The organism is Streptomyces sp. NPDC004561 (assembly GCF_053602155.1).
The window spans coordinates 1-22,237 of sequence record NZ_JBSGDB010000103.1 but is presented as its reverse complement, the minus strand read 5'-3'; the positions used below and the strand labels follow the sequence as shown (position 1 = coordinate 22,237).

Sequence of the window (22,237 nt, the reverse complement as noted above, 5' to 3'; positions counted from 1 at the left end):
TAGGGCGGGGACAGACTGTCGGGGATGATCCAGCCCCCACCACGGGCCAACGCACGGGGTGCATCAAGGCCGTACCGCAGTACGTCTCGAACTCGGCCAGCACCTGCTCGGCGGTCTCCCGCACGGCCGCCAACGGACCGTACAGGTCCCCGAGTTCGGGCTCGGAGAGCCAGTGATGGGTGTCCCCGGCGCGCACGCAGGCGGCGGTCAGCGCCCGGTAGCCCTCGCCGGTCCGGATGCCGTCGGCCACCAGCCGGGCGACGGACAGGCAGTCGGCGAGCCCGCGCACCAGGTCGGCGTTGCCGACCCGGGCGAGCGCGCCGGCGCCGGTGCGCCGGGCGGCCGCGTGGGTGTCGGAGACGTACGGCGAGGTCCACCACTGGAGCGGATGGGTGTGCGCGGGCTCGTCGCCGTCGGCGCGCAGCACGGCGAGGGCGCCGTCCCCGAACAGCGCCCAGCCCCGGCACGGCAGCGGGGTCGCGACCTCCTTGCGCAGGGTGTTGTACGACAGCAGCAGCGTGCGGCCGCCCGTCCGGGACCGGAAGGCGTAGAGCACGTCCTCGCCGTTCGGCGCGCGGACCTCGCGCTCGTACTCCAGGCCGTCGGTCTCGATGTCGTACGTCTTGTGCGCCCCGGTGGCCAGGCAGTACCCGCCGGGGAACACGACGCCCTGCTCCTCGGGCAGCCGGCGGCAGGCCCGGCCGAGGCCGTCCAGCCGGACCACCGCGCGGGTCAGGGTGTTGAACACCAGGTACCGGTCGGCGTCCTCCTTGTACGGCCGTACCCGCAGCAGCACCAGCGGGCCGACGCGCGCGTGGGCGACGCCGGCGTCCGCGAGGGACTGGAGCGGCTCCTGCACCGGCTCCGCATACAGCTCCTCCCCCTGCGGGGTGCGCACGGTGAGCGTCCCGCCGACGGTGGCCACGCCCAGCCCGCCGGGCACGGCCACGTACGGCTCCCGGCCCAGCACGTGGTCCTCGCGGCTGGTCCGGGTCCACGTGACGTCCTGGGCGGGCGGGAAGACGTCGTCACGCTCGCCGCGCGCGTCCAGGAACTCGGCCCGGCCGTCCTCGGTCAGCGACCAGCGCAGGGCGCGGACGTCCCCGGCCTTGTCACCGGTGCGGAACACGGCCAGCAGGCGGCCGTCGACCCGGCGCAGCCGGAGCAGCCGGGCCTGCCGGTAGTACCGGTGCAGCGCGGTGAACTCCCGGACGAACGCCGGGTCGTCGAGCAGACCGGGCACGGCGTCCTCGGCCAGCCGGGCGCCGTCCCGGTCGTACAGCGCGAGCACGTCGGCGACCGCGGCCTCGGCGCCGTCGGCCGCGCGGCCGGTGCCGCCGAACAGCAGGGCGTCGCCGACGGCCACGATGTCGCAGGGCACGCACGGGTGCCCGGTGCCCAGCCGGGCGGTGGCGGCGAGGTCGAGCCGGACCGAGCCGAACTCCTCGTCCCGCCGGGCGTTGAGCGCCTCGGCCCGCCGGGCCAGCTCGGCCGCCTGCCCGGCGAGCCGGTCGCGCAGCACCTCGTAGGTGCCGGCGTCTACGCTGCCGGCCGCGGACGGCTCTGGGGCGGTGGACATGGGTTCCCTTTCGAGCGAGGGGGAGGCGGTTCGGCGCCAGGGGGCAGCGGGCACGCGGCCGGACGCGGGTGCGCCGTGGTCAACCGCGCGGGGCGCCGCCGTCGCCGCGGGCGGTCGGCACCGGTGGGGGAGGGGGCACGCGGCCGGGCGCCGGTGCGCCGTGGCCGCTCGCGTTCCCCGCACCCCCTTGAGACGCTGCCGTCGCTGCGGGCGGTCGGCACCGGTGGGGCAGGGGGCACGCGGCCGGGCGCGGGCGCGCCGTGGCCGCTCGCGCGGTCCCCGCGTCCCCTTCGGGGCGCTGCCGTTCCCGCGGGCGGTCGTGTCCCCGGGCGGCACGGGCCGGCACGGGGGCGCCCCTGGGCGAGGAGCGCTCCCGTGCCGGCCTGCGTCAGTTGTGCACCGCGCTGCCGTTCAGCGCGCCCAGCGGCCGGTCCGACAGCCCCAGTTCGCCCGCCCGGTCCAGCAGTTTCTGGAACTGGACGGCGTCCGCCCCGCCCCCGCTCATCAGCTTCATCAGCAGCGCCGACACCGTCAGGTTCTGCACATCGGCGGTACCGACCGGGCCGAGGATCCGGCTCAGGTCGTCCGTGAAGCTGCCCGAGCCGTCCAGCCAGGGCTTCGCCAGGGACTGCGCGGTGCGGGAGCTGTCGACGAAGCCGTCCACGCCCTTGCCGAACGAGACCGCCGAGACGAGCCGGTCGAAGAAGACGGACTCCCCGCCGACGATGTCGATGTCGGCGTGCTCCAGGCCGGTGGCGAGGACCGTGGCCTGCGCCTCGGCGACCTGCCGCTGCGTCTCCAGACCGGCGAGCCGGACCTCCTTCTCCGCCTGGAGCCGCAGCCGGTACTCCTCGTGCCCGCGCGAGGCCTCGTCCAGGGCGGCCATCGCGGCGGCCTTCTCGGTCAGGCCGGCGGCCTCGGCCTTCAGCTTCTCGCCGATGGCGGCGGCCTCCGCGAGCGCCTTGGCGCGGGCGCCCTCCGCCTCGGCCTTCAGCCGGGCCTCGGTGGCCAGGGCGGCCGCCTGTGCGCCCTCGGCCTCCGCGAGGGTCCTGGCCTTGGTGCCCTCGGCCTCCGCGAGCCCCTTCGCCCGCGCGCCCTCGGCCTCGGCGAGCGCCTTCGCCTGGGTGCCCTCGGCCTCGGCCCGCAGCAGCGCCTCGGTGGCCTCCGCCTCCGCGCGGCCGGCCTTCACGGTGACCTCGGCCTCCTTGTCGCGGACCTGGGCCGCGGCCAGCCCCTCGGCGGCGGCCTCGGCCTGGACGCCCTCGGCGAGCCGCAGCTTGGCCCGGGCGTCCAGGTCCGCGGTCTTCAACCGGGCCTCGGCGAGGGTGAGTTCCTCGGCGGCGCGGTGCGTGGCGGCCTGCTCGGCGGCCTCCGCGGCCTTGATGTCCTTGACCAGCTTCTCCTGCGCCTCCGCCTCGGCGGCGATGACGATCGCCTGCCGGTCGCGTTCGGCCTGCTCGACCGCGCGCAGCTTCTTGATGGACTCCTCCTGCTCGGCGACCGTACGGTCCACCGCCACCCGCTCCCGGATGACCTCGGCGATCTCCCGCTTCTCCGCCTCGACCTCCTTCTCCGCGGAGATCCTGGTCAGCTGGGTCTCCCGCTCCCGGGCGATGACCTCGAGGAGCCGGTCCTTCTCGATGCGCTCGTTCTCCACGGCGATGACCCGCTCGCGGTTCTTCGCGGCGACGGCGATCTCCCGGGCCTGGTTCTCGCGCTGCACGCCCAGCTGCTCCTCGGTGCGCAGGAAGGCGCCCTGGGCGCGCAGCCGCTCCTCCTCCATCACCCGGGCGGTCTCGGCCTCCTCGCGGGCGCGGGAGGTCTCGATCTCCCGCCGCTGCTTGATCTCGGCGTCCGCCTGCCGGCGCTCCAGCTCCAGGATGGCCTCGCGGGCGTCGACGTCCTGCCGGGTGATCTCCTTCTGCTCCGTGCGCTTGGCCTCGTTGGTGCGCACGTGCTCCACGGCCGTCAGCTCGGTGATCTTGCGGATGCCCTGTGCGTCGAGGACGTTGGCCGGGTCCAGCTGGGTGAGCGGTGTCTGCTCCAGGTAGTCGATCGCCGCGTCCTCCAGGTGGTAGCCGTTGAGGTCGACGCCGATCAACTCGATGATGTGGTACCGGAGTTCCTCGCGCTTGGTGTAGAGGTCGGTGAAGTCCATCTGCTTGCCGACGGTCTTCAGCGCCTCGGAGAACTTCGCGTGGAACAGCTCCTGGAGCGTGTCCTGGTGACTGGCGCGCTCGGTGCCCACGGACTGGGCGACCTTGATGACGTCCGGGACGGTCTTGTTGACCTTCACGAAGAACAGGATCCGGATGTCCGCGCGGATGTTGTCCCGGCAGATCAGCCCGTCGCGGCCGGAGCGGCTGATCTCGATGGTCTTCACCGAGATGTCCATGACCTCGGCCTTGTGCAGGATCGGCAGCACGACCTGCCCGGTGAAGGACACGTCGACCCGCCGTGTCTTCGACACGATCAGGGCCTGGCTCTGGTCCACCTTGCGGTACAGCCGGGAGAACGCGAGCAGCGCGAGCACCGCGACGACCAGACAGGCGGCGACCAGCACGCCAAGGGCTTCCATGGCATATGTCCTTGTGTCAGACGACGAGTTCGGAGCTCCCCCGTGGCTCCGGTGCCGGACATCTGCCGGTGCCCGGCACCGGAACCCTCCGTAGTGCTCCCCGCAGAGATGGTGCGGCGGGGACGCACGCCTGCGCATTGCCGGTCTCCGGCAGTGTTCACTACTGTCTCGATGCCGGACTCGCGTCAGGAAAACGTCACCGGCACGTCAAGATCACGGGGGAACGGGGCAGGGTGACGGACCACGACATACCCGAGCGCTATCTGGACGGCTTCGCCCGCACGCTGGCCGAGGTCGCGGACACCGGCCGGCGGCTGAGCCGGGAGGAACTGAAGACCCGCCGCGCGCTCGGCGAGCAGGCCGCCGAGGCGGGACACGGGCTGCGCGCCCTGGTCGTCGCCCATCTGGCCGCCGCGCGGGCCGCCTGGCCGACCGGACCCGGCTCGGCGGAGAGCACGCTGGCCGCCCTGGCCGCCGTGGAGCAGGCGGTCGACGCGTTCGCCGACGGCTACGAGCGGGCCCAGCGGCTCACCGTGCGCCGGGAGGAGGCGGGCCGCCGGGAGTTCATCGACGACCTGCTCTACGGCCGCAGCGACCTGGGCCGGCTGGCCGAGCGGGCCGAGCGCTTCGGTCTCAGGCTGTCCCGCGCGCACGCGGTGGCCGTCGCCGAGGGCCCGGCCGCCTACGCCGAGGGCGGCCCGGTCGCCCGGCGGGTCGAGGCCGCCGTCCTCGCCCGGTTCGACTCCCACAGCTTTCTGCTCACCACCAAGAACGGCCGGCTGCTGTGCATCGCGCCCGGCGACGAGGACGACGTCCTCACCCACTTCGCCAAGCAGGCGTACGCGGCCACCGGCGGCGGCCGGGCCGCGATCGGCCGGCCGCAGCCGGGCCCCGGCGGGGTCGTGCAGTCCTACGAAGAGGCGCTCGCCGCGCTGGAGATGGCCGACCGGCTCGCCCTGGAAGCGCCGCTGCTGCGCGCCGCCGACCTGCTGGTCTACCCCGTTCTCGCGCGCGACCGGCAGGCGATGGCGGACCTGGTCCAGCACACGCTCGGGCCGCTGACCTCGGCCCGGGGCGGGGCGGCGCCGCTGCTGGACACCCTCGTCGCGTACTTCGACGCCGGCTGCGTGGCCGCCGAGGCGGCCCGGCGGCTCTCCCTCAGCGTGCGCGCGCTCACCTACCGCCTGGAGCGCATCCACAAGCTCACCGCGGCCAATCCGGCCGACCCGGCCCACCGCTACATGCTGCAGACGGCGGTGATCGGGGCCCGCCTGCTGGACTGGCCGAACCGGCCACTGTGAGCCGCACGGCACGGACGGCGCGGAGGACCCGAGGGACGCGCCGGCAGGCACAGGCCCGGCCGGCCTGGCGCGCCCGGGTCCAGCCGTCCGCCCCGATCGCCGTGATCCTGCCGACGGCCGTCCCCTACGGCCTGCCCGGCGGGTGGCCGTCCCCTACGAGCCGCCGGCCGACGCACCGCCTCCGGGTTGCCCGGCCGGGGCGCCGCCTTCAGGCCGCCCGACAGGCACGCCACCTCCGGGCCGCCCGACAGGGGCGCCGCCTTCAGGCCGCCCGACAGGCACGTCACCTCCGGGTTGCCCGGCCGGCACGCCACCTCCGGACCACCCGACCAGCACGCCACCTTCAGACCACCCGACCAGCACGCCACCTTCAGACCACCCGACCAGCACGCCACCTTCAGACCACCCGACCGGCACGCCGCCTCCGGGCTGCTGGACCGGCACGCCGCCTTCCGGCTGCTGGGCGGGCTCGACCACGTGCCGCGGCCGGGGGCGGTCGGCGCACGGCCGGTGCGGCCGGAACCGTCGGGTCTGCGGCCCCACGCCGAGCAGGACGCTCTCCGCCCCGGAGGGGGCTCACGGGGGCCGACCGTCCGGCTTCTCCCGGCTACTCCTCCTCGACCGGCCGGGTGCGGCCCGGTTCGGGCAGCTCGGCCATCTCCTGGCGCACGACCAGGACGTCGCCGATGAACAGGTCGTACACCAGGACCCCGATGACCCCGCCGATGAACGGCCCGACGATCGGGATCCACCAGTAGTCGCTGAACGCGCCCGCCTCGGTTCCCGGTAGCGCCAGGCTCCCCCAGCCCGCCACCCAGGTGAACAGCCGGGGCCCGAAGTCGCGGGCCGGGTTGATGGCGTAGCCCGCGTTGGCGCCGAAGGACATGCCGATGGCGGCGACGGCGAAGCCGATGATCAGGGGGCCGAGGTTCGCCTTCACGGCCTGGTTGCGCAGGTCGATGACGGCGACGACGAACATGACCAGGAACGCCGTGCCGACGATCTGGTCGATCAGCGGACCCGCGACGCCCCCGTGGAAGTAGGCGGCCGGGAACGTGGCGAAGATGGAGAACGAGGCCAGCGTGTGCCCGTTCGTCTTCGGCGCGTTCAACGCGGAGTCGAAGGCGGTGATGGCGTAGTGGTAGACGAGGTAGACCAGCGCCGCGCCGACGAACGCGCCGGCCACCTGCGAGAAGATGTACGGCACCACCTTGGCCCAGGCGAACCCGCGGCGCACGGCCATGGCGAGCGTCACCGCCGGGTTGATGTGGGCGCCGCTGACCCCGCCGGCCACGTAGACGCCGAAGACGACGGCCATCCCCCAGCCCCAGGTGATCAGCAGCCAGTCGCCGGCGGCGAGGAAGATCGTGGTGGGCGTGGCGGCACGGCCCGAACCGGGCAGCGCGGCGACCGCCATCGCGACCGAACCACACCCGAAGGCGATGAGGACGAACGTCCCCAGGAACTCCGCGAGGCACTCGCCCAGCAGGCCTCCCCTGGCCCGGAGCTGGGAGGGCTTGATCAACGGAGGGATTTCGACAGCCATTGAGGCCCCCTTTGAAGAGAGCAATGCGGCCAACATCACCATTTTGGCCCATAAATGCTCTTGATGCAGGGCGGGCGCCGGCCGGCGGGCCGTTCGGCCCCCGCACGGGTCGGCCCCGGCCGGCTCTCAGCGGCTGTCGAGGTCGTCGGCGAAGTGCCGGAACCCGCGTCGCTCCCGGTGCATGTTCCACAGCGTCCTGGCGAGCATGTCCGGGTCCTTGCGGGGGTGGCCCGGGGTGATGGCCCCCGGGATCACCAGCTGCGCGACATGGATCCCCTCCGCCGCGAGCCGTTCGTGCAGCAGATGCCCGTACGCGCTCTCCGCGGCGAAGGCGATGGAGGTCCCGGCCCGGTCGGTGTGGGGCACGACGGCCGTGCCGCCGTTGACGAAGAGGATGGTGCCGCGCCCGAGCCTGCGCATGCCCGGCAGGACCTGCTGCACGGCGGCGACCGGCCCGTACACGGAGAACTCGATCGGCCCGATCAGCTGCCGGTGCCCGGTCTCCAGCACGGGTCGCATGAAGTCCCGGTGGGGCACCGGGCTGTACTGGAGCACCTCCACGGTCCCCAGCATCCGCCCGGCCTCGCCGAGGGCCCGGGTCAGCTCCTCCGGCTCCCGCACGTCGGCCGGGAACCCGCGCGCGGTGATCCCGTTCTCGCCCAGCTCCCGGACCAGCGCGTCCAGCCGCTCCCGGTCCCGCGCGACGAGGGCGACGTCGTAGCCCTCCCGCCCGAACCGCCGCGCGACGGCGGCCCCGAGCCCCGGCCCGGCTCCGACGACGGCGAAAACGCTCACGCCACCCATCCGTACCCCACCGGGCCGCGGCCCGCATCCCGGACGGGGCTCAGCCCCCGGCCGCCACCGCCCCGGGCTCGCGCACCCGCGCCGTCTCCCGGATCCGCTCCGCCTGTACGACGGTGACGGCCCGCACGGCGAGGGCCCCGGCGATGGCGGCCCCCACGACGGCCGCGTCGGACAGGAGCAGCGGCCACACCCCGGTGTACGCGCGGGCGATGATCTCGTCGGTGGAGTAGCGGGAGAGGAGCCCCACGCCGCTGAGCAGGCCGGCCAGCCACAGCCCCCACCACACGTTCACGGAGACGGGCAGCCTCCGTCCCGGGGCGCTGCGGCGGAAGGCGTCGGCGACGATCCCGCGCGGGAACCACAGGTTGACGACGGGCACGATCCACCCGAGCCACACCCAGATCCCGGCGTACCGGGGTCTGTCCCCCGACAGTTCGAGCGCGTTGTCCCGGATCCGCCACAGCCACCCGGTGAACAGGAGCACGCACAGGACGACGAGGCAGTTCCCGAGGGTGGTGACGAGGTGGTACGAGTTCTCCAGCGCGTCGAGCGGCCGGTGTACGCCGTTGCCCTGGTCGGGCGGTCCCGCGGCGGGCTCCCCGGCCAGCGCCAGCCGTACTTCCCACACGCCCCGCACGGCCCAGCCGAGCCCCGCGAGCAGCAGTCCCCCCTGAGCCAGCCGCCCCGGTCCCTCGACGGACCTGAACCCGAGGGTGTGGACGGCCGGTTGGTCTATCCGTTCGGTCATCGGCTCATCCTGGCGCACCCGGGGCCCGGGCCGCGAACAGGACCCGCGTCAGGTCCCCGACGGGGCCTTCACCGCGCCGGGGCGGTCCCGGGGCAGCAGCGCCGCCGCGGCCAGACCGCCGAGCCCGATGACCGCCAGGGCGAGCATCGCCGCCGCGTAGGCGCCCTTGGTCAGCCCGGCCACCAGGATGGTGCCGGCGATGGCCGTGCCGAAGGAGGAGCCGAGGTTCGACACGCTGCGGGACAGGCCCGAGATCTCCCCCTGCTGCTCCTCCGGGAAGCTCGACTGCACGACGTTGACCGACGGGGTCAGCATGACGCCGAGCCCGAGGCCGATCAGCAGGAGTCCGGGGACGAAGGCCCAGGCGGTCGCGGTGGCCGCGACGAGGGCGACCAGGACGACCACGCCGGCGATGCAGACGACGAAACCGGTCATGATGAGCGTGCGCTGGGGGTGCCGCCGGGCCAGGCGCTCGGCGGACAGGGACGTGACCAGCAGTCCCAGCGTGGCCGCGGTGAAGACGACACCGGTCTGGATCGCGTTGTAGCCGCGCACGACCTGCAGATAGGCGGCCACGGTGAACGACGAGCCCAGGAGCATCAGCCACTGGACGTTCTGGGTGACGAGTCCGAGGTTGGACGTGCGGTTGCGGAACAGGCCGAGCGAGAGCAGCGGTTCCTCGCCGGCCGCCTCCTTGGCACGCGAGGAGCGGAAGAACCACGCCAGCACGAGTGCGCCGAGGACCAGCAGCCCGATCATGAGCCAGATGCTGTTGTCCGCGGCCAGGATGCCCATGACGACGAGGACGAGGCCGACGGAGGAGAGCACCGCCCCCGCGGTGTCGAAGGAGCGGGTCGGGTCGGGCGGCAGCGGGTCGTCGATGTGCCGGCTCAGCAGCACGATCACCGCGATGACCAGGGCCTGGAAGACGAAGGCGGCGCGCCAGCTGATCGCCGAGGTGATGAGGCCGCCGAGCAGCGGGCCGGCGGCGGCGCCCACCCCGCCCAGCGCCATGATGACCCCGAACGCGCGGGCCCTGGAGGTCACGTCGGGGTAGAGGACGGTCGTCAGGATGTAGACGGGCGGGATGAGCAGGGCGGTGCCGACCCCTTCGAGGACGGAGTTGCCGAGGATCAGCACCCCGAGCCCGGGAGCGGCCGCGCTGAGCAGGGCGCCGATCGCGTACACGATGAGACCGGTCAGGAAGCAGCGCTTGCGGCCGTAGCGGTCGGTGAGCTTGCCGCCGGGGATCATCAGCGCCGCCATCACCAGCAGGAAGACGGTGATGGCGATCTGGACGCCCTGGACGGTGGTGTTCAGGTCCCTGCTGATGTCGTTGATCATCACGTTCATGTTGGAGCCGGCGAAACTGCAGATGAACTGCGCGAGGGACAGGGCCGCGAGCACGCGCCCCTGTCCCGCCGCCTGCTTCGGCGCGACCGTCTCAACCACCGTCGTCTCCCCGTGCCGTGCTCTCGGCGGGGACCCTCAGGCCGTAGGTCGCCGGATTCCCGTGCTCGTGGGCACGGGCGCCCGACTCCGCCCTGCCCAGTTCCTCGTCCAGCGCCACGGCCGCGGTGACCAGGGCGAGGTGGGTGAACGCCTGGGGGAAGTTGCCCAGTTGCTCGCCCGAGGGCCCGATCTCCTCGGCGAACAGGCCGACGTGGTTGGCGTAGGTGAGCATCTTGTCGAAGGCGTGCCTGGCCTGGTTGAGCCGGCCGCTGCGGGCGAGCGCCTCGACGTAGAAGAAGCTGCACAGGTTGAAGGTGCCCTCGGAGCCGCGCAGGCCGTCGGGGGACGCCGAGGGGTCGTAGCGGTAGACGAGGCTGTCGCTGACCAGCTCGTCCTCCATGGCGTCCAGGGTGCTGAGCCAGTCGGGGTCGTGGGGGGAGAGGAAGCCGACCTTGGGCATGAGCAGCAGTGAGGCGTCCAGGACGTCGGTGTCGTAGTGCTGCACGAAGGCATGCCGCTTCTCGTGCCAGCCGTGTTCGACGATGTCCCGGAAGACCGCGTCGCGGACGCTGGTCCAGCGGGCGAGGTCGGCCGGGCGGGAGAACTCCTCCGCCACGTGGATGGCGCGGTCGAACGCCACCCAGGTCATGAGCCGGCTGTAGGTGAAGCTCTGCCGGCCGCCCCGGGTCTCCCAGATGCCCTCGTCCGGCTGGTCCCAGTGGTCGGCGAGCCATTCCAGGGTGGCGCTGAGCGCCTTCCAGCCGCGGACCGCGCCGATGTCGCCGCCCACGACAAGGGCGTCCGACGCCTCGCCGTAGATGTCGAGCTGGAGCTGGTCGGCGGCCGCGTTGCCCGCGCGCACCGGCCGCGAGCCCCGGTAGCCCTCCAGGTGGTCCAGGATCTCCTCGGTCAGCAGGGGGTCGCCGTCGACGCGGTACATGATCTGCAGGGGGTCGCCCGAGGTGGTGCCACCGGCCTCGATGCGGTCGCGCAGCCAGCGCCGGAAGGTGTGCGCCTCGTTGTGGAAGCCCAGATCGATCAGGACCCGCACGGACAGGGACGCGTCCCGGATCCAGGTGTAGCGGTAGTCCCAGTTGCGCTCGCCGCCGATCTGCTCGGGCAGACCCATGGTGGCGGCGGCGATGGGCGCACCGGTGGGGGCGTAGGTGAGCATCTTGAGGGTGATCGCCGAGCGGTTCACGACGTCCTGCCAGCGGCCGTGGTAGGTGCAGGAGCGCAGCCAGGACAGCCAGAAGGCACGGCACGTCTCGAAGTCGTCGGCGACGGCCTCCAGCGAGGGCCGGGGCGGTGCGGGGGTGCCGCCGTCCGCGCTGGTCAGCACGAACGCGGCCGCCTCTCCCGCCGACAGGGTGAAGCGGGCGGTGATGTCGTCGCCCTCCGCGCGCAGCGGGACGCCGGTGGTGGACTGCACGTGCAGGTCGATGCCCGGGCCGTGGAAGACCGCGGCGTGGCCGTCGCTCAGGTCCAGGGTGTGGGGGGCACGGGCGTAGTCGAAGCGCGGCCGGCAGGAGAAGGTGAAGGGCAGGCGGCCTCGCACCACCCGGGCGACCCGCACCAGACGATGGCGGTCCTGCGGCAGCGGGGAGTCGATGGGCAGCATGAAGTCGGCGATCTCGCCGACTCCCCCGGGCGCCATGAACCGGGTGACCAGGACGGCCGTGTCGGACAGGTACAGCTGCCGGGCCGTCATGCCGTCGCCGTCCGGGAGCTCCACGGCGAGGCGGCAGTGCCCGCCGCGCTCGCTGTCCAGGAGCGAGGCGAAGAGGCTGGGCGAGTCGAAGCGTGGTGTGCACCACCAGTCGATGTTTCCTTCGGAGGACACCAGGGCGGCGGTCTGGAGATCGCCGACCATCCCGTGGTCGGCGATGGGCGGGTACCGGTTCACAGGGGTCTCTCCCTCGTCGGGCTGACGCGCCTCAGCGGCCTGGGCAGGCTCGCATCGGCCTGCGCACGCCAAGGGTCCGGCCGCCCGGCGGGTGCCGCCTCACCCCCCGCGGGTGAGATGGGCGCCCCGGCCCCGGGCCGGGGGGCCGCCCGCCCGTTCCTCAGCCCGGCCCCGGTGTGCCGTCGTCCCCCCGCACGCCCTTCAGCTTCTCCGGATTCACCTGGAGGCGCAGGTTCTTGATGCCGTCCTCCGCCAGGTCGTACGTCAGGGCCGCCACGGGCACGCCCGCGACGGCGCACAGGACGCCCAGCTCGCCGTTGATGTGGGTCGGCTCGAAGGAGAGGCCGGCCGCCTGGGGCTTGGCCAGGACGCCGAGGAGCCAGCGGGCCACGTGGTCGGGGCCGTACAGCGGGCGGCGGGCGGCGGTGACCTTGCCGCCGCCGTCGGACCAGGCCGTGACGTCGGGGGCGAGGAGTTCCATCACCGCGTTGAGGTCGCCGCCCGCGCACGCCTCGATGAAGCTGCTGGTGACGCGGGCACGGCGCGCGCTGTCGGTGTCGAAGCGGGGGCGGCGGGCCTGGACGTGGCCGCGGGCGCGGTGGGCGGTCTGGCGGACGGTGGCCTCGGGGCGGTCGAGGATGCCGGCGATCTCCGCGTGGGAGTAGCCGAACACCTCGCGGAGCACGAAGACCGCGCGTTCCACGGGGGTCAGGGTTTCCAGGATCACCAGCATCGCCGTCGACACGCTGTCCGCCAGTTCCGTCCCCTCCGAGGCGTCGGGGGACGTGAGGAGGGGTTCGGGGAGCCAGGGGCCCACGTACTGTTCCCGGGTCGCGCGGGCCGAGGTGAGGCGGTTCAGGCAGAGGTTCGTGACCGTGCGGACCAGGTAGGCGCGCGGGTTGCGGACCGCCGGGCGGTCGGCCGTGTGCCACTTCAGCCAGGTGTCCTGGAGGACGTCCTCCGCCTCCGTCACGGTGCCCAGCATCCGGTAGGCCGTCGCGAACAGCAGGCGGCGGTGGGTGAAGTACGGATCCGTGGGCGCCTGGGTGTCGTTCTCCATGGGGTTCAACCTGCCAGAGTCCGCGCCCCGGCGGGGGCGGTGGCGGCCGCCCGCCTCGACACCGTGACCGGCGGGCTCAGGCGCCTGCTCAGCCGGTACACCGGCAGGGGGCTGGAGCTGACCAGCTCCTTGTACCGGACCGCCGCCCGGCCCGTCAGGTACGCCCGCCGGGGGGTGTCGTCGGCGTGGGTGAACTGGATGACCGCGTCGTGGCGGCCGAGGGACACGGGCTGGTGGACGTAGCCGAAGCGGAAGGGGCGCGGGGCGCGGCCCCGGAGCAGCCGGGCGATGGTGTCGGCGGTGTGCGCCGCCGTCGGCATCCCGCTCTGGCAGGTGCCGTGCAGGAGGCCCCAGGGCATGCGGACCGCCGCCGCGTCGCCCACGGCGTGCACGTCGGGGTGGGAGACCGAGCGCAGGGTGCCGTCCACCAGGACCAGGCCCCGGTCGTCCACGGCCAGGCCCGCCTCCGCCGCCAGGGCGGGGGCCCGTACGCCCGCCGTCCACACGGTCACCGCGGACGGGATCAGCTCGCCGGAGGCCAGTTCCACCGCGTCGGGCAGGACCTTGGCGACCGGGGTGCCGGTGCGGACGGTGACGCCCAGGCGGGCGAGGGCCCGGAGCAGGTACGCCCGTGCCCGCTCGTTCATCGTCGCGCCCGGTTCGCCCGTGCTCAGCAGGGTCACCGCCAGGGACGGGTGGCTCTCCGCGATCTCCGCCGCGGCTTCGATGCCGGTCAGGCCGCCGCCGCAGACCGTCACCGGGGTGCCGGCCGCCGCCTGCGTCAACCGGGCCGCCAGCCGGGCCGCGGACCCGTGCCCGTCCAGGGTGTGGGCGTGCTCGGCGGCTCCGGGGACGCGGGTCGTGTCGGCCGTGCTGCCCAGGGCGTGGACCAGGGTGTCGTACGGCAGGGTCCGGTCGCCGCCGGCCGTGGTCACCGTCACCGTGTGCGCCCCCGGGTCGAGTGCCGTCGCCAGGCCCTGGACGAAGTCGATGCCCGTGCCGGACAGGAGGCCCGGGATGCCGTGCTCGGCCAGCGGTTCGCCCGCCGCCGCCTGGTGCATGCGCAGGCGTTCGGTGAAGCGGGGCGAGGGGTTGACGAGGGTGATCCGGGCGGCGGTCCGGCGGGCCAGGCGGATCGCCGTCAGGAGCCCGGTGTAGCCGCCGCCCAGGACCACCACCCGGTGGCCGTCGGCGGCCGGCCGGCGTCGTGCTGTTCCGCGCTGCTTCGACATGTCCACTCCCCAGGTCGGGTCACCGGCCCGGGTCGGGTCCCGGATCGTCTCCGTTCGCCGGTGACGACCACGGGACAGACGGGGAGCGGCGGATGTGACAGGTCCGCGGCGGGGAATCGGACGACCGGTCGAAGCGCGCTCACGCCATCCAGAAGAAGACCGCCGTCATGCGCTTCTCCTCCAGCGTGCTGCCGGAGTAACCGGTCGCGCTGTGCACGAGGTTGGCGTTGTAGAGCAGGAGGCGGTTGTACTTGTGGGGGACGCGGACGTCCTCCTCGAAGGCGTCCGGGGCGACGAAGCGGGTGCCGAGGGCCTCGACGAGGTTGTTGTGCGGGGCCTGCACGACGTTGCCGCCGAGCCGGCCGCCGGGCAGGTGCTGGCGGTAGAAGCTGGTGCCGCAGTCCTTGGGCACGTGCGGGTTCAGGTACAGCACGGCCGCGTACCGGCACAACGCGCGGGAGTCGGTGTGCGGGCGGGGCTGGCTCTCGCCCTCGCCGACCACCTGGACGCAGTTGTGGTTGAGGGTGCCGCCGCCGGGCGCCTTCTGCACCCACAGCTCCCTGGCGCCGGTGGCCTTCTTCACCAGCCGTTCGATGCGCCCCAGTTCAGCGGGTTCCAGGCCGGGCATGGCGCGCAGGCCCGGCCAGGTCTCCGAGGTGTACGGGTATCCCTTCACCCAGTCGTCCTTGGCCAGGCACCGCTCCCGTACGGCGTCCACGTCGGGCAGGACGTCGTCCAGGACCCAGTAGTCACGGCCCTTGGTGGGCTTGCGGTAGGGCAGGACCGGCAGGGCGGCGGGCATCCTGGGAGGCGGCTGTGGGGGCATGCGGCGAATCTAGGCCCGCGTTCGGCCCCCCTTCTCCCGAGGGATGGTCAACGTTTCGCCAACCGTTCGTCAGGGGCCGTCAACGGACGGTGGCAGGAGCCTGGTTGGGCGACGGGCAGATTTTTACCCGAGTGGCAGAGACGGATCGCCTCCGCGTCCGTACTTCTGTGCGTCCGAACCTCCCACGCCGTTCTCGTGGGCGGGATCCACGACCGGGCAGGAGGCACGGTGCGCTTTTCGCGGAACGCGACGGGAACTCTCTTCGTGGGCGGTGCGATGGCCATGACCCTCGCGGCACTGGCCTACCCGAGCATGCTCGGCATGACCAAGGTCACCACCGCCCAGGACCGCGTCATCGCCAACACCCAGTGGGGGCCGCTCACCGAGCAGGACCGGGACTTCGTGGTGAAGGTGCGGGCCGCCGGCCTGTGGGAGTACCCGGTGGGGCAGCTCGCGTTGCAGAAGGGGACCACACCGGCCGCCGTCACCGCGGGCCACCATCTGCTCGACGGCCACGCGGCGCTGGACACCACCTGCCGCAAGATCGCCCCGTTGCTGAACATCACGCTGCCCGACCTGGCGAGTCCCCAGCAGGAGGGCTTCCTCAACACGCTGCGGGCGGACAAGGGCAAGAAGTTCGACTCCGACATGGCCAACATCCTGCGGATGACGCACGGTGCGATCTTCAACGCCATCGCGAAGATCCGCTCCACCACCAAGAACTCGCTGGTGCGCGCCCTCGCCGACCAGGCCAACGACACCGTGCTCGACCACATGACGGTGATGGAGAAGACCGGTCTGGTCGACTTCGACCAGACCCTCTTCCAGCAGACGACCCCGCCGAAGCTGCCCAACTCGGACCTGACCCCGCCACCCCCGGCCCCCGGTCAGCCGGAGGTGGTGCTCACCCCGCCGCCGAACCCCACGTCCACGCCGGTGGACATCAACGGCCTCACCGGGGGCGGCGGCGCCACCCCGAGCCCCAGCCCGACCGTGGGCTAGTGCGGTCGCGGCACTAGGCGAGCCAGACGGTGGTGTCCGGCGGCAGGACCCCGGTGCCGGGCAGCGGGCCGCTGCTCAGCAGGATCTCGCCCGCCGGCAGGGGCACCGGCTCGGCGGCGAGGCTGGTGACGCAGCGCCACGCGTCGGAGCGGCTGAAGCCGAGGACGCCGGCGGGGGTGTCCGGCGTCCAGCTCAGGGTCTCTCCCGCGAGGAGCTTGCGGCGCAGCCGGAGGGCGGTGCGGTACAGCTCCAGCGTCGAGCCCTCCACCCCGGCCTGCGCCTGGACGGCGTACGACGCGAAGGACGGCGGCTGCGGCAGCCAGGCGGCGCCCGGCCCGAAGCCGTACGACGGTCCGGTCGCCGTCCAGGGCAGCGGCACCCGGCAGCCGTCGCGGCCCTTGCGGACATGGCCGGTCTGCTCCCAGATCGGGTCCTGGAGGACCTCGGTGGGCAGGTCGGCGACCTCGGGGAGGCCGAGTTCCTCGCCCTGGTAGAGGTACGACGACCCGGGCAGCGCCAGCATCAGCAGGGTCGCGGCCCGGGCCCGGCGCAGGCCCGCCCCCGCGTCGACCTCGGGCGCGTGGCCGCCGGACAGCAGCCAGGCACCGGGGTCGGTGCCGGGCGGGAGCATGAGGCGGGAGGCGTGGCGGACGACGTCGTGGTTGGAGAGCACCCAGGTGGCCGAGGCGCCGGCGGCCCGGGCGGTGGCCAGTTCCTCGGTGATGACCCGGCGCAGTTCCGCCGCGTCCCAGTGCGCCTCCAGGTACTCGAAGTTGAAGGCCTGCCCGAGTTCGTCGGGGCGGGCGTACAGGGCGCGGCGGGCGCCCGGCACCCAGGCCTCGGCGACGGCGGAGCGCGGCGGGCGGTAGGCGTCGAAGACCTTGCGCCAGTCCCGGTAGATCTCGTGGACCTCGTCGCGGTCCCAGTAGGGGTGGCTGCCCGGCGCGACGCGCGGCAGGGCCGCCTCGCCGGTGGCGCCGATGCCGCCGACGTCCCGCAGCGGCTCGGTCAGGTCCTTGGCCAGGCCGTGAGCCACGTCGACGCGGAAGCCGTCGACGCCCCGGCCGGACCAGAAGCGCAGGGTGGTGCGGAAGTCGGCGCGGACCTCCTCGTTGTCCCAGTTCAGGTCGGGCTGCTCGGGGGCGAACAGATGCAGGTACCACTCGCCGTCGGGGGTGCGCCGCCAGGCGCTGCCGCCGAAGACGGACTGCCAGTCGGAGGGCGGGAGTTCGCCGCCCGGGCCGCGGCCGGGGCGGAAGACGTAGCGGTCGCGGGCCGGGGAGCCGGGGCCGGCGCGCAGCGCCTCCCGGAACCAGCGGTGCCGGTGCGAGGTGTGGTTGGGGACGATGTCGACGACGACCTTCAGGCCGAACCGGTGGGCCTCGGCGACCAGGGCGTCGAAGTCGTCCAGGGTGCCGAGGCGGGGGTCGACGTCCCGGTGGTCGGCGACGTCGTAGCCGCCGTCGGCGAGTTCCGAGGGGTAGAAGGGGCTGAGCCACAGGGCGTCGACGCCGAGCGCGGCGAGGTGGTTCAGGCGCTGGGTGAGGCCCTTCAGGTCACCGAGGCCGTCGCCGTCGGCGTCGGCGAAGCTGCGCGGATAGACCTGGTAGATCACGGCCTGCCGCCACCAGTCGGGGTTCCTGGACGAGAGGTCTGCCATAAGCGTTCCGTTCGGGCGGTACGACGTTCGCTGGACGTAGGGAATCTGTCCACATCATCCGGAAAGGGAACCTTCGGACACCGGAAGGGGCCTCCCGGCGGAGGGTTCAGGCCCCGCAGTGCTCCAGCAGCCCCCGCAACTCGCCGTCCACCAGCCGGTACCTGACCACCCGGCCCTCCTTCGCGCCCGCCACGGCCCCCGCCGCGCGCAGCAGCCGCAGGGCCTGTGACACGGCGGGGTCGTTCATGCCGGTGGCGACGGCGAGGTCGGAGACGGCGAGGGGGCCGGCGCGGTGGAGCGCGAGGAGCAGGGCGAGCCGGTTGGGGTCGGCGAGGAGGGCGAAGCGGTCGGCCCAGGCGCGTACCCGTCCCGCGTCGCCGATGGCGGCGATCGCCTCGCACACCCGGTGGCCGTCGATGGTGCGACGGCCCGCTCGGTCGGCCGGCACGAGATGCATGGCGTCATCCTGCCAGGCCGTCATGTGATCTTGAATACCTGCGCGGTTGTGCAGCTATGCAGCCGAGGGCCCGGCCCCCTACGGTGGGCGGGCCGTGGTGTTCGGGAAGCCGGTGCGAAACCGGAGCGGCCCTCGCCACTGTGATCGGGGAGTCTTCGTCCCGTCCGGCGTGACCAGCGCCGGGCCACTGGTCGGCCGCAGGGCCTGCCGGGAAGGCAGGGACGGCGGACGCACGACCCGTAAGCCAGGAGACCGGCCGCGGCATCTCACGAAGTGATCCACGAGGTGCTGGAGCGTGAACCGGATGCCCCTGTCCGACCCTGCCCGTACGGCCCCGGCCGCCGCGGCCTCCTTCAAGTGGCGGCGCGAGGACACCCTGAAGACGGCGGGGCTGCTGGCGGTGATCGTCGCCCTGCACGTGGTCGCCCTCGGGATCCTGCTCCTTCTCGTCGTACCCGAGCACTACAGGGTCGGCGCCGACGTCTTCGGCATCGGCCTCGGCGTCACCGCCTACACCCTGGGCATGCGGCACGCGTTCGACGCCGACCACATCGCCGCGATCGACAACACCACCCGCAAGCTGATGGCCGACGGCAAGCGACCGGTGTCGGTGGGCTTCTGGTTCGCGCTCGGGCACTCCAGCGTGGTGGTGGTCCTCGCCCTGCTGATCGCGGGCGGCACCCGGCTCGCCGGCCGGGTGATGGACGAGCACTCCCGGACCCACCAGGTGCTCGGCTTCCTGGGGACGACGGTCTCCGGGACGTTCCTCTACCTCATCGCGGCCCTGAACCTGGTCGCCCTGGTGGGCATCCTGAAGGTCTTCCGCGCGATGCGCGCCGGGTCGTACGACGAGCGGGAACTGGAACAGCACCTGGACTCGCGGGGGTTCATGAACCGGATCCTCGGGCGGCTGACCCGGTCCGTCTCCCGGCCGGGCCAGATGTTCCCGCTCGGCTTCCTCTTCGGGCTCGGCTTCGACACGGCCACCGAGGTCACGCTGATGGTGATGGCCGGCTCGGGCGCTGCGGCGGGGCTGCCCTGGTACGCGGTCCTCTGTCTGCCGCTGCTGTTCGCCGCCGGGATGAGCCTCTTCGACACGCTGGACGGCACGTTCATGAACTTCGCCTACCAGTGGGCGTTCTCCAACCCCGTGCGCAAGGTGTTCTACAACCTCGCCATCACCGGCCTGTCCGTCGCCGTCGCCTTCTTCATCGGCACGATCGAACTGGTCGGCGTGCTGCACGAGAAGTTCGGGCTGACCGACCCGGTCACCGGCTGGGTGGCCGGGCTGAGCCTGGACAGCGCCGGATACCTCATCGTCGGCCTGTTCGTGGTGGTGTGGGCGGCGGCCCTGTCGTACTGGCGGTTCGCCAGGGTGGAGGAGCGCTGGACGGCCCGGGCCGCCGCCTCGGACACCCCCTAGCGTTCCACCGTCTCCAGGTACAGCTTCACGTACCGGTCCACGTCCACGTCCAGCGCGACGTCCACCAGGGGCTGTTCGCGGCGGCCCCCGTGGATCTCGGACTCGCCGGGGCGGGGGCGGCGGTCGACGACGGTCTGGCCGCGGGTGGGGCCGGGGGCGAGGGAGACCTCGACCGGCAGCAGCCGGGTGGTGATGCCCGCCGGGTCGGCGACCGCGCACACGGCGCCCGCGTCGAAGACGCCGCCCGCCTCCTCCGCCTCCGGGGGCTCGCCCTGCGCGGCCGGGCGGTGCGCGAGGAGGTCGCCGGCCAGCCGGGTGCCGGGGTCGGTGCTCGCGCGCAGCCGGTGGACGTCCGCGGCGGGCACCACCACCCGCATGAAGACGTCCAGGCCGTACATCGTGATCGGCACCCCGGCCGTGAGCAGGATCGCCGCCGCCTCCGGGTCGTGCCAGACGTTGAACTCGGCGACGGGCGTGGCGTTACCGGTGGCGACCGCGCCGCCCATGAAGACGATCCGCTCGATGTTGCGGGTCACCTCCGGGTGGGTGCGCAGCAGCAGGGCGATGTTCGTCTGGGGCGCGGTGGGGATCAGCGTCACCGGGCGGGGGGAGGCCAGGATCTCGCGGCGCAGGAGGGTCACGGCGTCCACGTCGGCGGGGGCGCGGGCCGGGGCCGGCAGGCCCAGGTCGCCCATGCCGTCGCTGCCGTGCACATGCCGGGCCGAGCGGGCCGGTTCGATCAGCGGGCGTTCGGCGCCCCGGCCCACCGGGATGTCGGGGGCGCCCGCCCGCTCCAGCACGGTCAGGGTGTTGCGGACCACGCCGTCGACGTCCGTGTTCCCGGCGACACAGGTCACCGCCCTGAGGTCCAGGCCCGGGTGGCGCACCGCGAGCAGCAGGGCCAGGGCGTCGTCGACGCCGGTGTCGCAGTCGATGATCACGGGGATGGGCTGACCGTCCACGGCGGGCTCCTTCGTCGTACCCCTGTACAACCGACTCCCGAACCCTAGATGAGGGTCAGGGCCCGGCGGCCTCGCGGGCGCCGGACGCACACCGCCGGGGTGTGCCGTACGACCGCCCCGTCCGGCGGCCGGTGCGGCAGACCGGGGGACGCGGGCCGGACCAGGGGTTCTCCCCGGCCCGCACCCGGACGACCCGCTCACCCGGACGGCTGGCACCCGGACGGCCCGTCGCGCTGGTGGGCCGGTCGGGGCGGTGGTGGCGTGAGAGGAGGCAACCCCCACCGGCCCGCCGTCCAGGAGGCACCCCGATGTACACCGAGATACGCCCCCACGGCCGCCTCCTGCTGTCCCTCATAGCCACCGGCCTCCTCGCCTTCGGCGGCTGCGCGGCCCTCAGCCTGAAGCAGCCGGCGACCGCGCCGCAGCCCTTCCCCACGATCGACCGGCCGAGCCCGACGCCCAGGACGACCACGCGGAGCGACGGTTCCACGCTCACCGACGAGCAGGCGCAGGCCGCGCTCATCACCCAGACCGACCTCGGCGCCCCCTGGACCGCGACGCGCGGCGCGGCCACCTGGCGGGACGGGCTGCTGAAGGCGGCCACCTCGGCCGGGGAGTGCCAGCGGCTGCTGGACGCCCTCTACAGCGACCAGCTCCTCGGCGGCCCGGCACGCGTCGCCGTCGGCCTGGACGACGCCGACACCAACGCCCAGCTCCGCTACCAGATCGGCGCGCGCCGCCCGGCCGACGTGGACTCCGCGCTGGCGTGGCTGCGGACGATGCCGGCGCAGTGCGCCCGGTTCACGGCCACCACGCAGGACGGCACCGTCGAGGACGTGCAGGTCTCCGAGGCCCCGCTGCCCGAGGTCGGTGACGCGCGCCAGGGACTGCGGGTCACCCTCGCCGGTACGACCACCGACGGACAGGAGGCGACGCTCACGCTGGAGGTGGCCGCCGTCCGGGTCGGCGGGGACGCCTTCGCCCTCACCAACGGCGGCCTCGGCGACGTGCCGAACGACGCGACCCAGGCGGCCGTGCAGGTCGGCGCGCTGAGGCTCGCGGACATCCGCAGGCAGGGCCGCGCCCAGGTGTGAGCCCCGCGGCCCCCGGCGGCTACAGCGGCGGCTGGGCCGGGGCCGGGCCCAGGGTGGTGGTGCCCGGGGTGGTGCGGTGGCCGAGGCCGGTGCGGTAGGCGTCCAGGGCGGCGTCGATCCGGCCCGTGCGGCGCAGCAGGTCGCCGAGCAGGCGGCACAGGTCGGCCAGGTCACCCGCCGCGCCCGCCCGTTCCAGCAGGCTGAGGGCGCGGACGTAGTGCTCCTCGGCCGCCTCGGTGTCGCGGGCGTCCTCGGCGATGATGCCGAGGAGACGGTGCGCGCCGGCCGCGTGCACGGCGCCGCGCTCGGAGGAGAAGTCCCCGAGGACGCCCTCCAGCAGTGCGGCGGCCTCCGCCGACTTGCCCCGGCGGTGCAGGACGTCCGCGAGTTCGACCGCGGCCTGGCTGCGGTAGAGGGCGGCCCGGCTCTCCGCGAGCATGTCCAGCGCCTGGCGCAGCTCTCGCTCCGCGCCGCCGAGTTCGCCGTTCTGCGCGTGGATGTAGCCGCGCATCCAGTGGCAGTTGGCCAGCTCGGTGCGCAGCCGGAGCTGGCGGTACAGCTCGGCGGCCTTGGCGAGCGAGGCGTCGGCCTCGGCGACCCGGCCCTC

General features: G+C 73.7%; 17 protein-coding genes, 1 pseudogene and 1 riboswitch. Of the genes and pseudogenes, 4 read left to right on the top strand and 14 right to left on the bottom strand.

Annotated elements, in window-relative coordinates; translation table 11 throughout:
• Together ACWEN3_RS16290 and ACWEN3_RS16285 are read right to left on the bottom strand one after the other, a co-directional pair.
• Window positions 1–1,579: DNA repair ATPase (locus ACWEN3_RS16290; protein ID WP_452970782.1), on the bottom strand; the 1,579-nt coding region annotated here is incomplete at its 3' end.
• Window positions 1,580–1,967: 388 nt separating this feature from the next.
• Window positions 1,968–4,157 carry a flotillin family protein gene (locus tag ACWEN3_RS16285; protein ID WP_452970779.1) on the bottom strand — a complete coding sequence of 730 codons (2,190 nt, stop codon included), beginning with the start codon at window positions 4,155–4,157 and terminating at the stop codon, window positions 1,968–1,970.
• Between the two features lie 233 nt (window positions 4,158–4,390).
• Here ACWEN3_RS16285 and ACWEN3_RS16280 point away from each other — a divergent pair, with 233 nt between their 5' ends.
• Window positions 4,391–5,458 (top strand): PucR family transcriptional regulator, encoded by a 1,068-nt coding sequence (locus ACWEN3_RS16280; protein WP_452970776.1) that lies wholly within the window; start codon window positions 4,391–4,393, stop codon window positions 5,456–5,458.
• Window positions 5,459–6,065: 607 nt separating this feature from the next.
• On the opposite strand, the gene ACWEN3_RS16275 is transcribed toward ACWEN3_RS16280, so the two are convergent.
• The 8 genes from ACWEN3_RS16275 to ACWEN3_RS16240 form a co-directional block, all read right to left on the bottom strand.
• Window positions 6,066–7,004, bottom strand: coding sequence for an MIP/aquaporin family protein (locus ACWEN3_RS16275; protein ID WP_452970773.1), 939 nt, complete (start codon window positions 7,002–7,004; stop codon window positions 6,066–6,068).
• A 126-nt stretch (window positions 7,005–7,130) separates the two neighbouring features.
• A complete protein-coding gene (locus ACWEN3_RS16270; RefSeq protein WP_452970770.1) occupies window positions 7,131–7,808 on the bottom strand; it encodes an SDR family NAD(P)-dependent oxidoreductase in 678 nt (225 codons plus the stop codon).
• A 40-nt stretch (window positions 7,809–7,848) separates the two neighbouring features.
• Window positions 7,849–8,556, bottom strand: a complete 708-nt coding sequence (locus tag ACWEN3_RS16265; protein ID WP_452970767.1) for a DUF4328 domain-containing protein — start codon at window positions 8,554–8,556, stop codon at window positions 7,849–7,851.
• 48 nt (window positions 8,557–8,604) lie between these two features.
• Window positions 8,605–10,008 carry an MFS transporter gene (locus ACWEN3_RS16260; protein WP_452970765.1) on the bottom strand — a complete coding sequence of 468 codons (1,404 nt, stop codon included), beginning with the start codon at window positions 10,006–10,008 and terminating at the stop codon, window positions 8,605–8,607.
• Window positions 10,001–11,914: a glycoside hydrolase family 15 protein gene (locus ACWEN3_RS16255; RefSeq protein ID WP_452970762.1), complete on the bottom strand. Its 1,914-nt coding sequence runs from the start codon at window positions 11,912–11,914 to the stop codon at window positions 10,001–10,003. The genes ACWEN3_RS16260 and ACWEN3_RS16255 overlap by 8 nt, the downstream gene beginning before the upstream one ends.
• Window positions 11,915–12,074: 160 nt before the next feature.
• Entirely contained in the window at window positions 12,075–12,974 is a 900-nt protein-coding gene (locus tag ACWEN3_RS16250; RefSeq protein WP_452970759.1) for an RNA polymerase sigma-70 factor, read from the bottom strand.
• Window positions 12,975–12,979: 5 nt separating this feature from the next.
• The gene (locus ACWEN3_RS16245; RefSeq protein WP_452970756.1) at window positions 12,980–14,206 is read right to left on the bottom strand and encodes an NAD(P)/FAD-dependent oxidoreductase; all 1,227 of its coding nucleotides are present in this window, start codon (window positions 14,204–14,206) and stop codon (window positions 12,980–12,982) included.
• 139 nt (window positions 14,207–14,345) lie between these two features.
• Complete coding sequence (locus tag ACWEN3_RS16240) at window positions 14,346–15,032, bottom strand: DUF6445 family protein (RefSeq protein WP_452970753.1); 687 nt, start codon at window positions 15,030–15,032, stop codon at window positions 14,346–14,348.
• A 282-nt stretch (window positions 15,033–15,314) separates the two neighbouring features.
• On the opposite strand from ACWEN3_RS16240, the gene ACWEN3_RS16235 reads away from it, so the two are divergent.
• Window positions 15,315–16,034 carry a DUF4142 domain-containing protein gene (locus tag ACWEN3_RS16235; protein ID WP_452970786.1) on the top strand — a complete coding sequence of 240 codons (720 nt, stop codon included), beginning with the start codon at window positions 15,315–15,317 and terminating at the stop codon, window positions 16,032–16,034.
• Between the two features lie 13 nt (window positions 16,035–16,047).
• On the opposite strand, the gene ACWEN3_RS16230 is transcribed toward ACWEN3_RS16235, so the two are convergent.
• Entirely contained in the window at window positions 16,048–17,694 is a 1,647-nt protein-coding gene (locus ACWEN3_RS16230; protein WP_452970751.1) for a glycoside hydrolase family 13 protein, read from the bottom strand.
• A gap of 106 nt (window positions 17,695–17,800) precedes the next feature.
• Window positions 17,801–18,151: an ArsR/SmtB family transcription factor gene (locus ACWEN3_RS16225; protein ID WP_452970749.1), complete on the bottom strand. Its 351-nt coding sequence runs from the start codon at window positions 18,149–18,151 to the stop codon at window positions 17,801–17,803.
• Window positions 18,152–18,229: 78 nt separating this feature from the next.
• A riboswitch (cobalamin riboswitch) is annotated at window positions 18,230–18,426 on the top strand.
• 29 nt (window positions 18,427–18,455) lie between these two features.
• Here ACWEN3_RS16225 and ACWEN3_RS16220 point away from each other — a divergent pair.
• A complete protein-coding gene (locus tag ACWEN3_RS16220) occupies window positions 18,456–19,574 on the top strand; it encodes a HoxN/HupN/NixA family nickel/cobalt transporter (protein WP_452970784.1) in 1,119 nt (372 codons plus the stop codon).
• Here ACWEN3_RS16220 and ACWEN3_RS16215 read toward each other — a convergent pair.
• The gene (locus tag ACWEN3_RS16215) at window positions 19,571–20,536 is read right to left on the bottom strand and encodes a nucleoside hydrolase (protein WP_452970746.1); all 966 of its coding nucleotides are present in this window, start codon (window positions 20,534–20,536) and stop codon (window positions 19,571–19,573) included. The genes ACWEN3_RS16220 and ACWEN3_RS16215 overlap by 4 nt on opposite strands.
• Window positions 20,537–20,844: 308 nt before the next feature.
• Here ACWEN3_RS16215 and ACWEN3_RS16210 point away from each other — a divergent pair, with 308 nt between their 5' ends.
• On the top strand, window positions 20,845–21,630 hold the full coding sequence (locus ACWEN3_RS16210) for a hypothetical protein (protein WP_452970743.1): 786 nt from the start codon (window positions 20,845–20,847) through the stop codon (window positions 21,628–21,630).
• 19 nt (window positions 21,631–21,649) lie between these two features.
• On the opposite strand, the pseudogene ACWEN3_RS16205 reads toward ACWEN3_RS16210, so the two are convergent.
• A pseudogene (locus ACWEN3_RS16205) lies at window positions 21,650–22,237 on the bottom strand (transcriptional regulator); the annotation flags it as partial.

What these genes read in the sequence shown, in the direction of transcription:
- ACWEN3_RS16285 (WP_452970779.1), bottom strand. Translation starts at nt 4,157, where the DNA reads ATGGAAGCCCTTGGCGTGCTGGTCGCCGCCTGTCTGGTCGTCGCGGTG.
- ACWEN3_RS16275 (WP_452970773.1), bottom strand. Translation starts at nt 7,004, where the DNA reads ATGGCTGTCGAAATCCCTCCGTTGATCAAGCCCTCCCAGCTCCGGGCC.
- ACWEN3_RS16270 (WP_452970770.1), bottom strand. Translation starts at nt 7,808, where the DNA reads ATGGGTGGCGTGAGCGTTTTCGCCGTCGTCGGAGCCGGGCCGGGGCTC.
- ACWEN3_RS16265 (WP_452970767.1), bottom strand. Translation starts at nt 8,556, where the DNA reads ATGACCGAACGGATAGACCAACCGGCCGTCCACACCCTCGGGTTCAGG.
- ACWEN3_RS16250 (WP_452970759.1), bottom strand. Translation starts at nt 12,974, where the DNA reads ATGGAGAACGACACCCAGGCGCCCACGGATCCGTACTTCACCCACCGC.
- ACWEN3_RS16245 (WP_452970756.1), bottom strand. Translation starts at nt 14,206, where the DNA reads ATGTCGAAGCAGCGCGGAACAGCACGACGCCGGCCGGCCGCCGACGGC.
- ACWEN3_RS16240 (WP_452970753.1), bottom strand. Translation starts at nt 15,032, where the DNA reads ATGCCCCCACAGCCGCCTCCCAGGATGCCCGCCGCCCTGCCGGTCCTG.
- ACWEN3_RS16235 (WP_452970786.1), top strand. Translation starts at nt 15,315, where the DNA reads ATGACCCTCGCGGCACTGGCCTACCCGAGCATGCTCGGCATGACCAAG.
- ACWEN3_RS16230 (WP_452970751.1), bottom strand. Translation starts at nt 17,694, where the DNA reads ATGGCAGACCTCTCGTCCAGGAACCCCGACTGGTGGCGGCAGGCCGTG.
- ACWEN3_RS16225 (WP_452970749.1), bottom strand. Translation starts at nt 18,151, where the DNA reads ATGCATCTCGTGCCGGCCGACCGAGCGGGCCGTCGCACCATCGACGGC.
- ACWEN3_RS16220 (WP_452970784.1), top strand. Translation starts at nt 18,456, where the DNA reads ATGCCCCTGTCCGACCCTGCCCGTACGGCCCCGGCCGCCGCGGCCTCC.
- ACWEN3_RS16210 (WP_452970743.1), top strand. Translation starts at nt 20,845, where the DNA reads ATGTACACCGAGATACGCCCCCACGGCCGCCTCCTGCTGTCCCTCATA.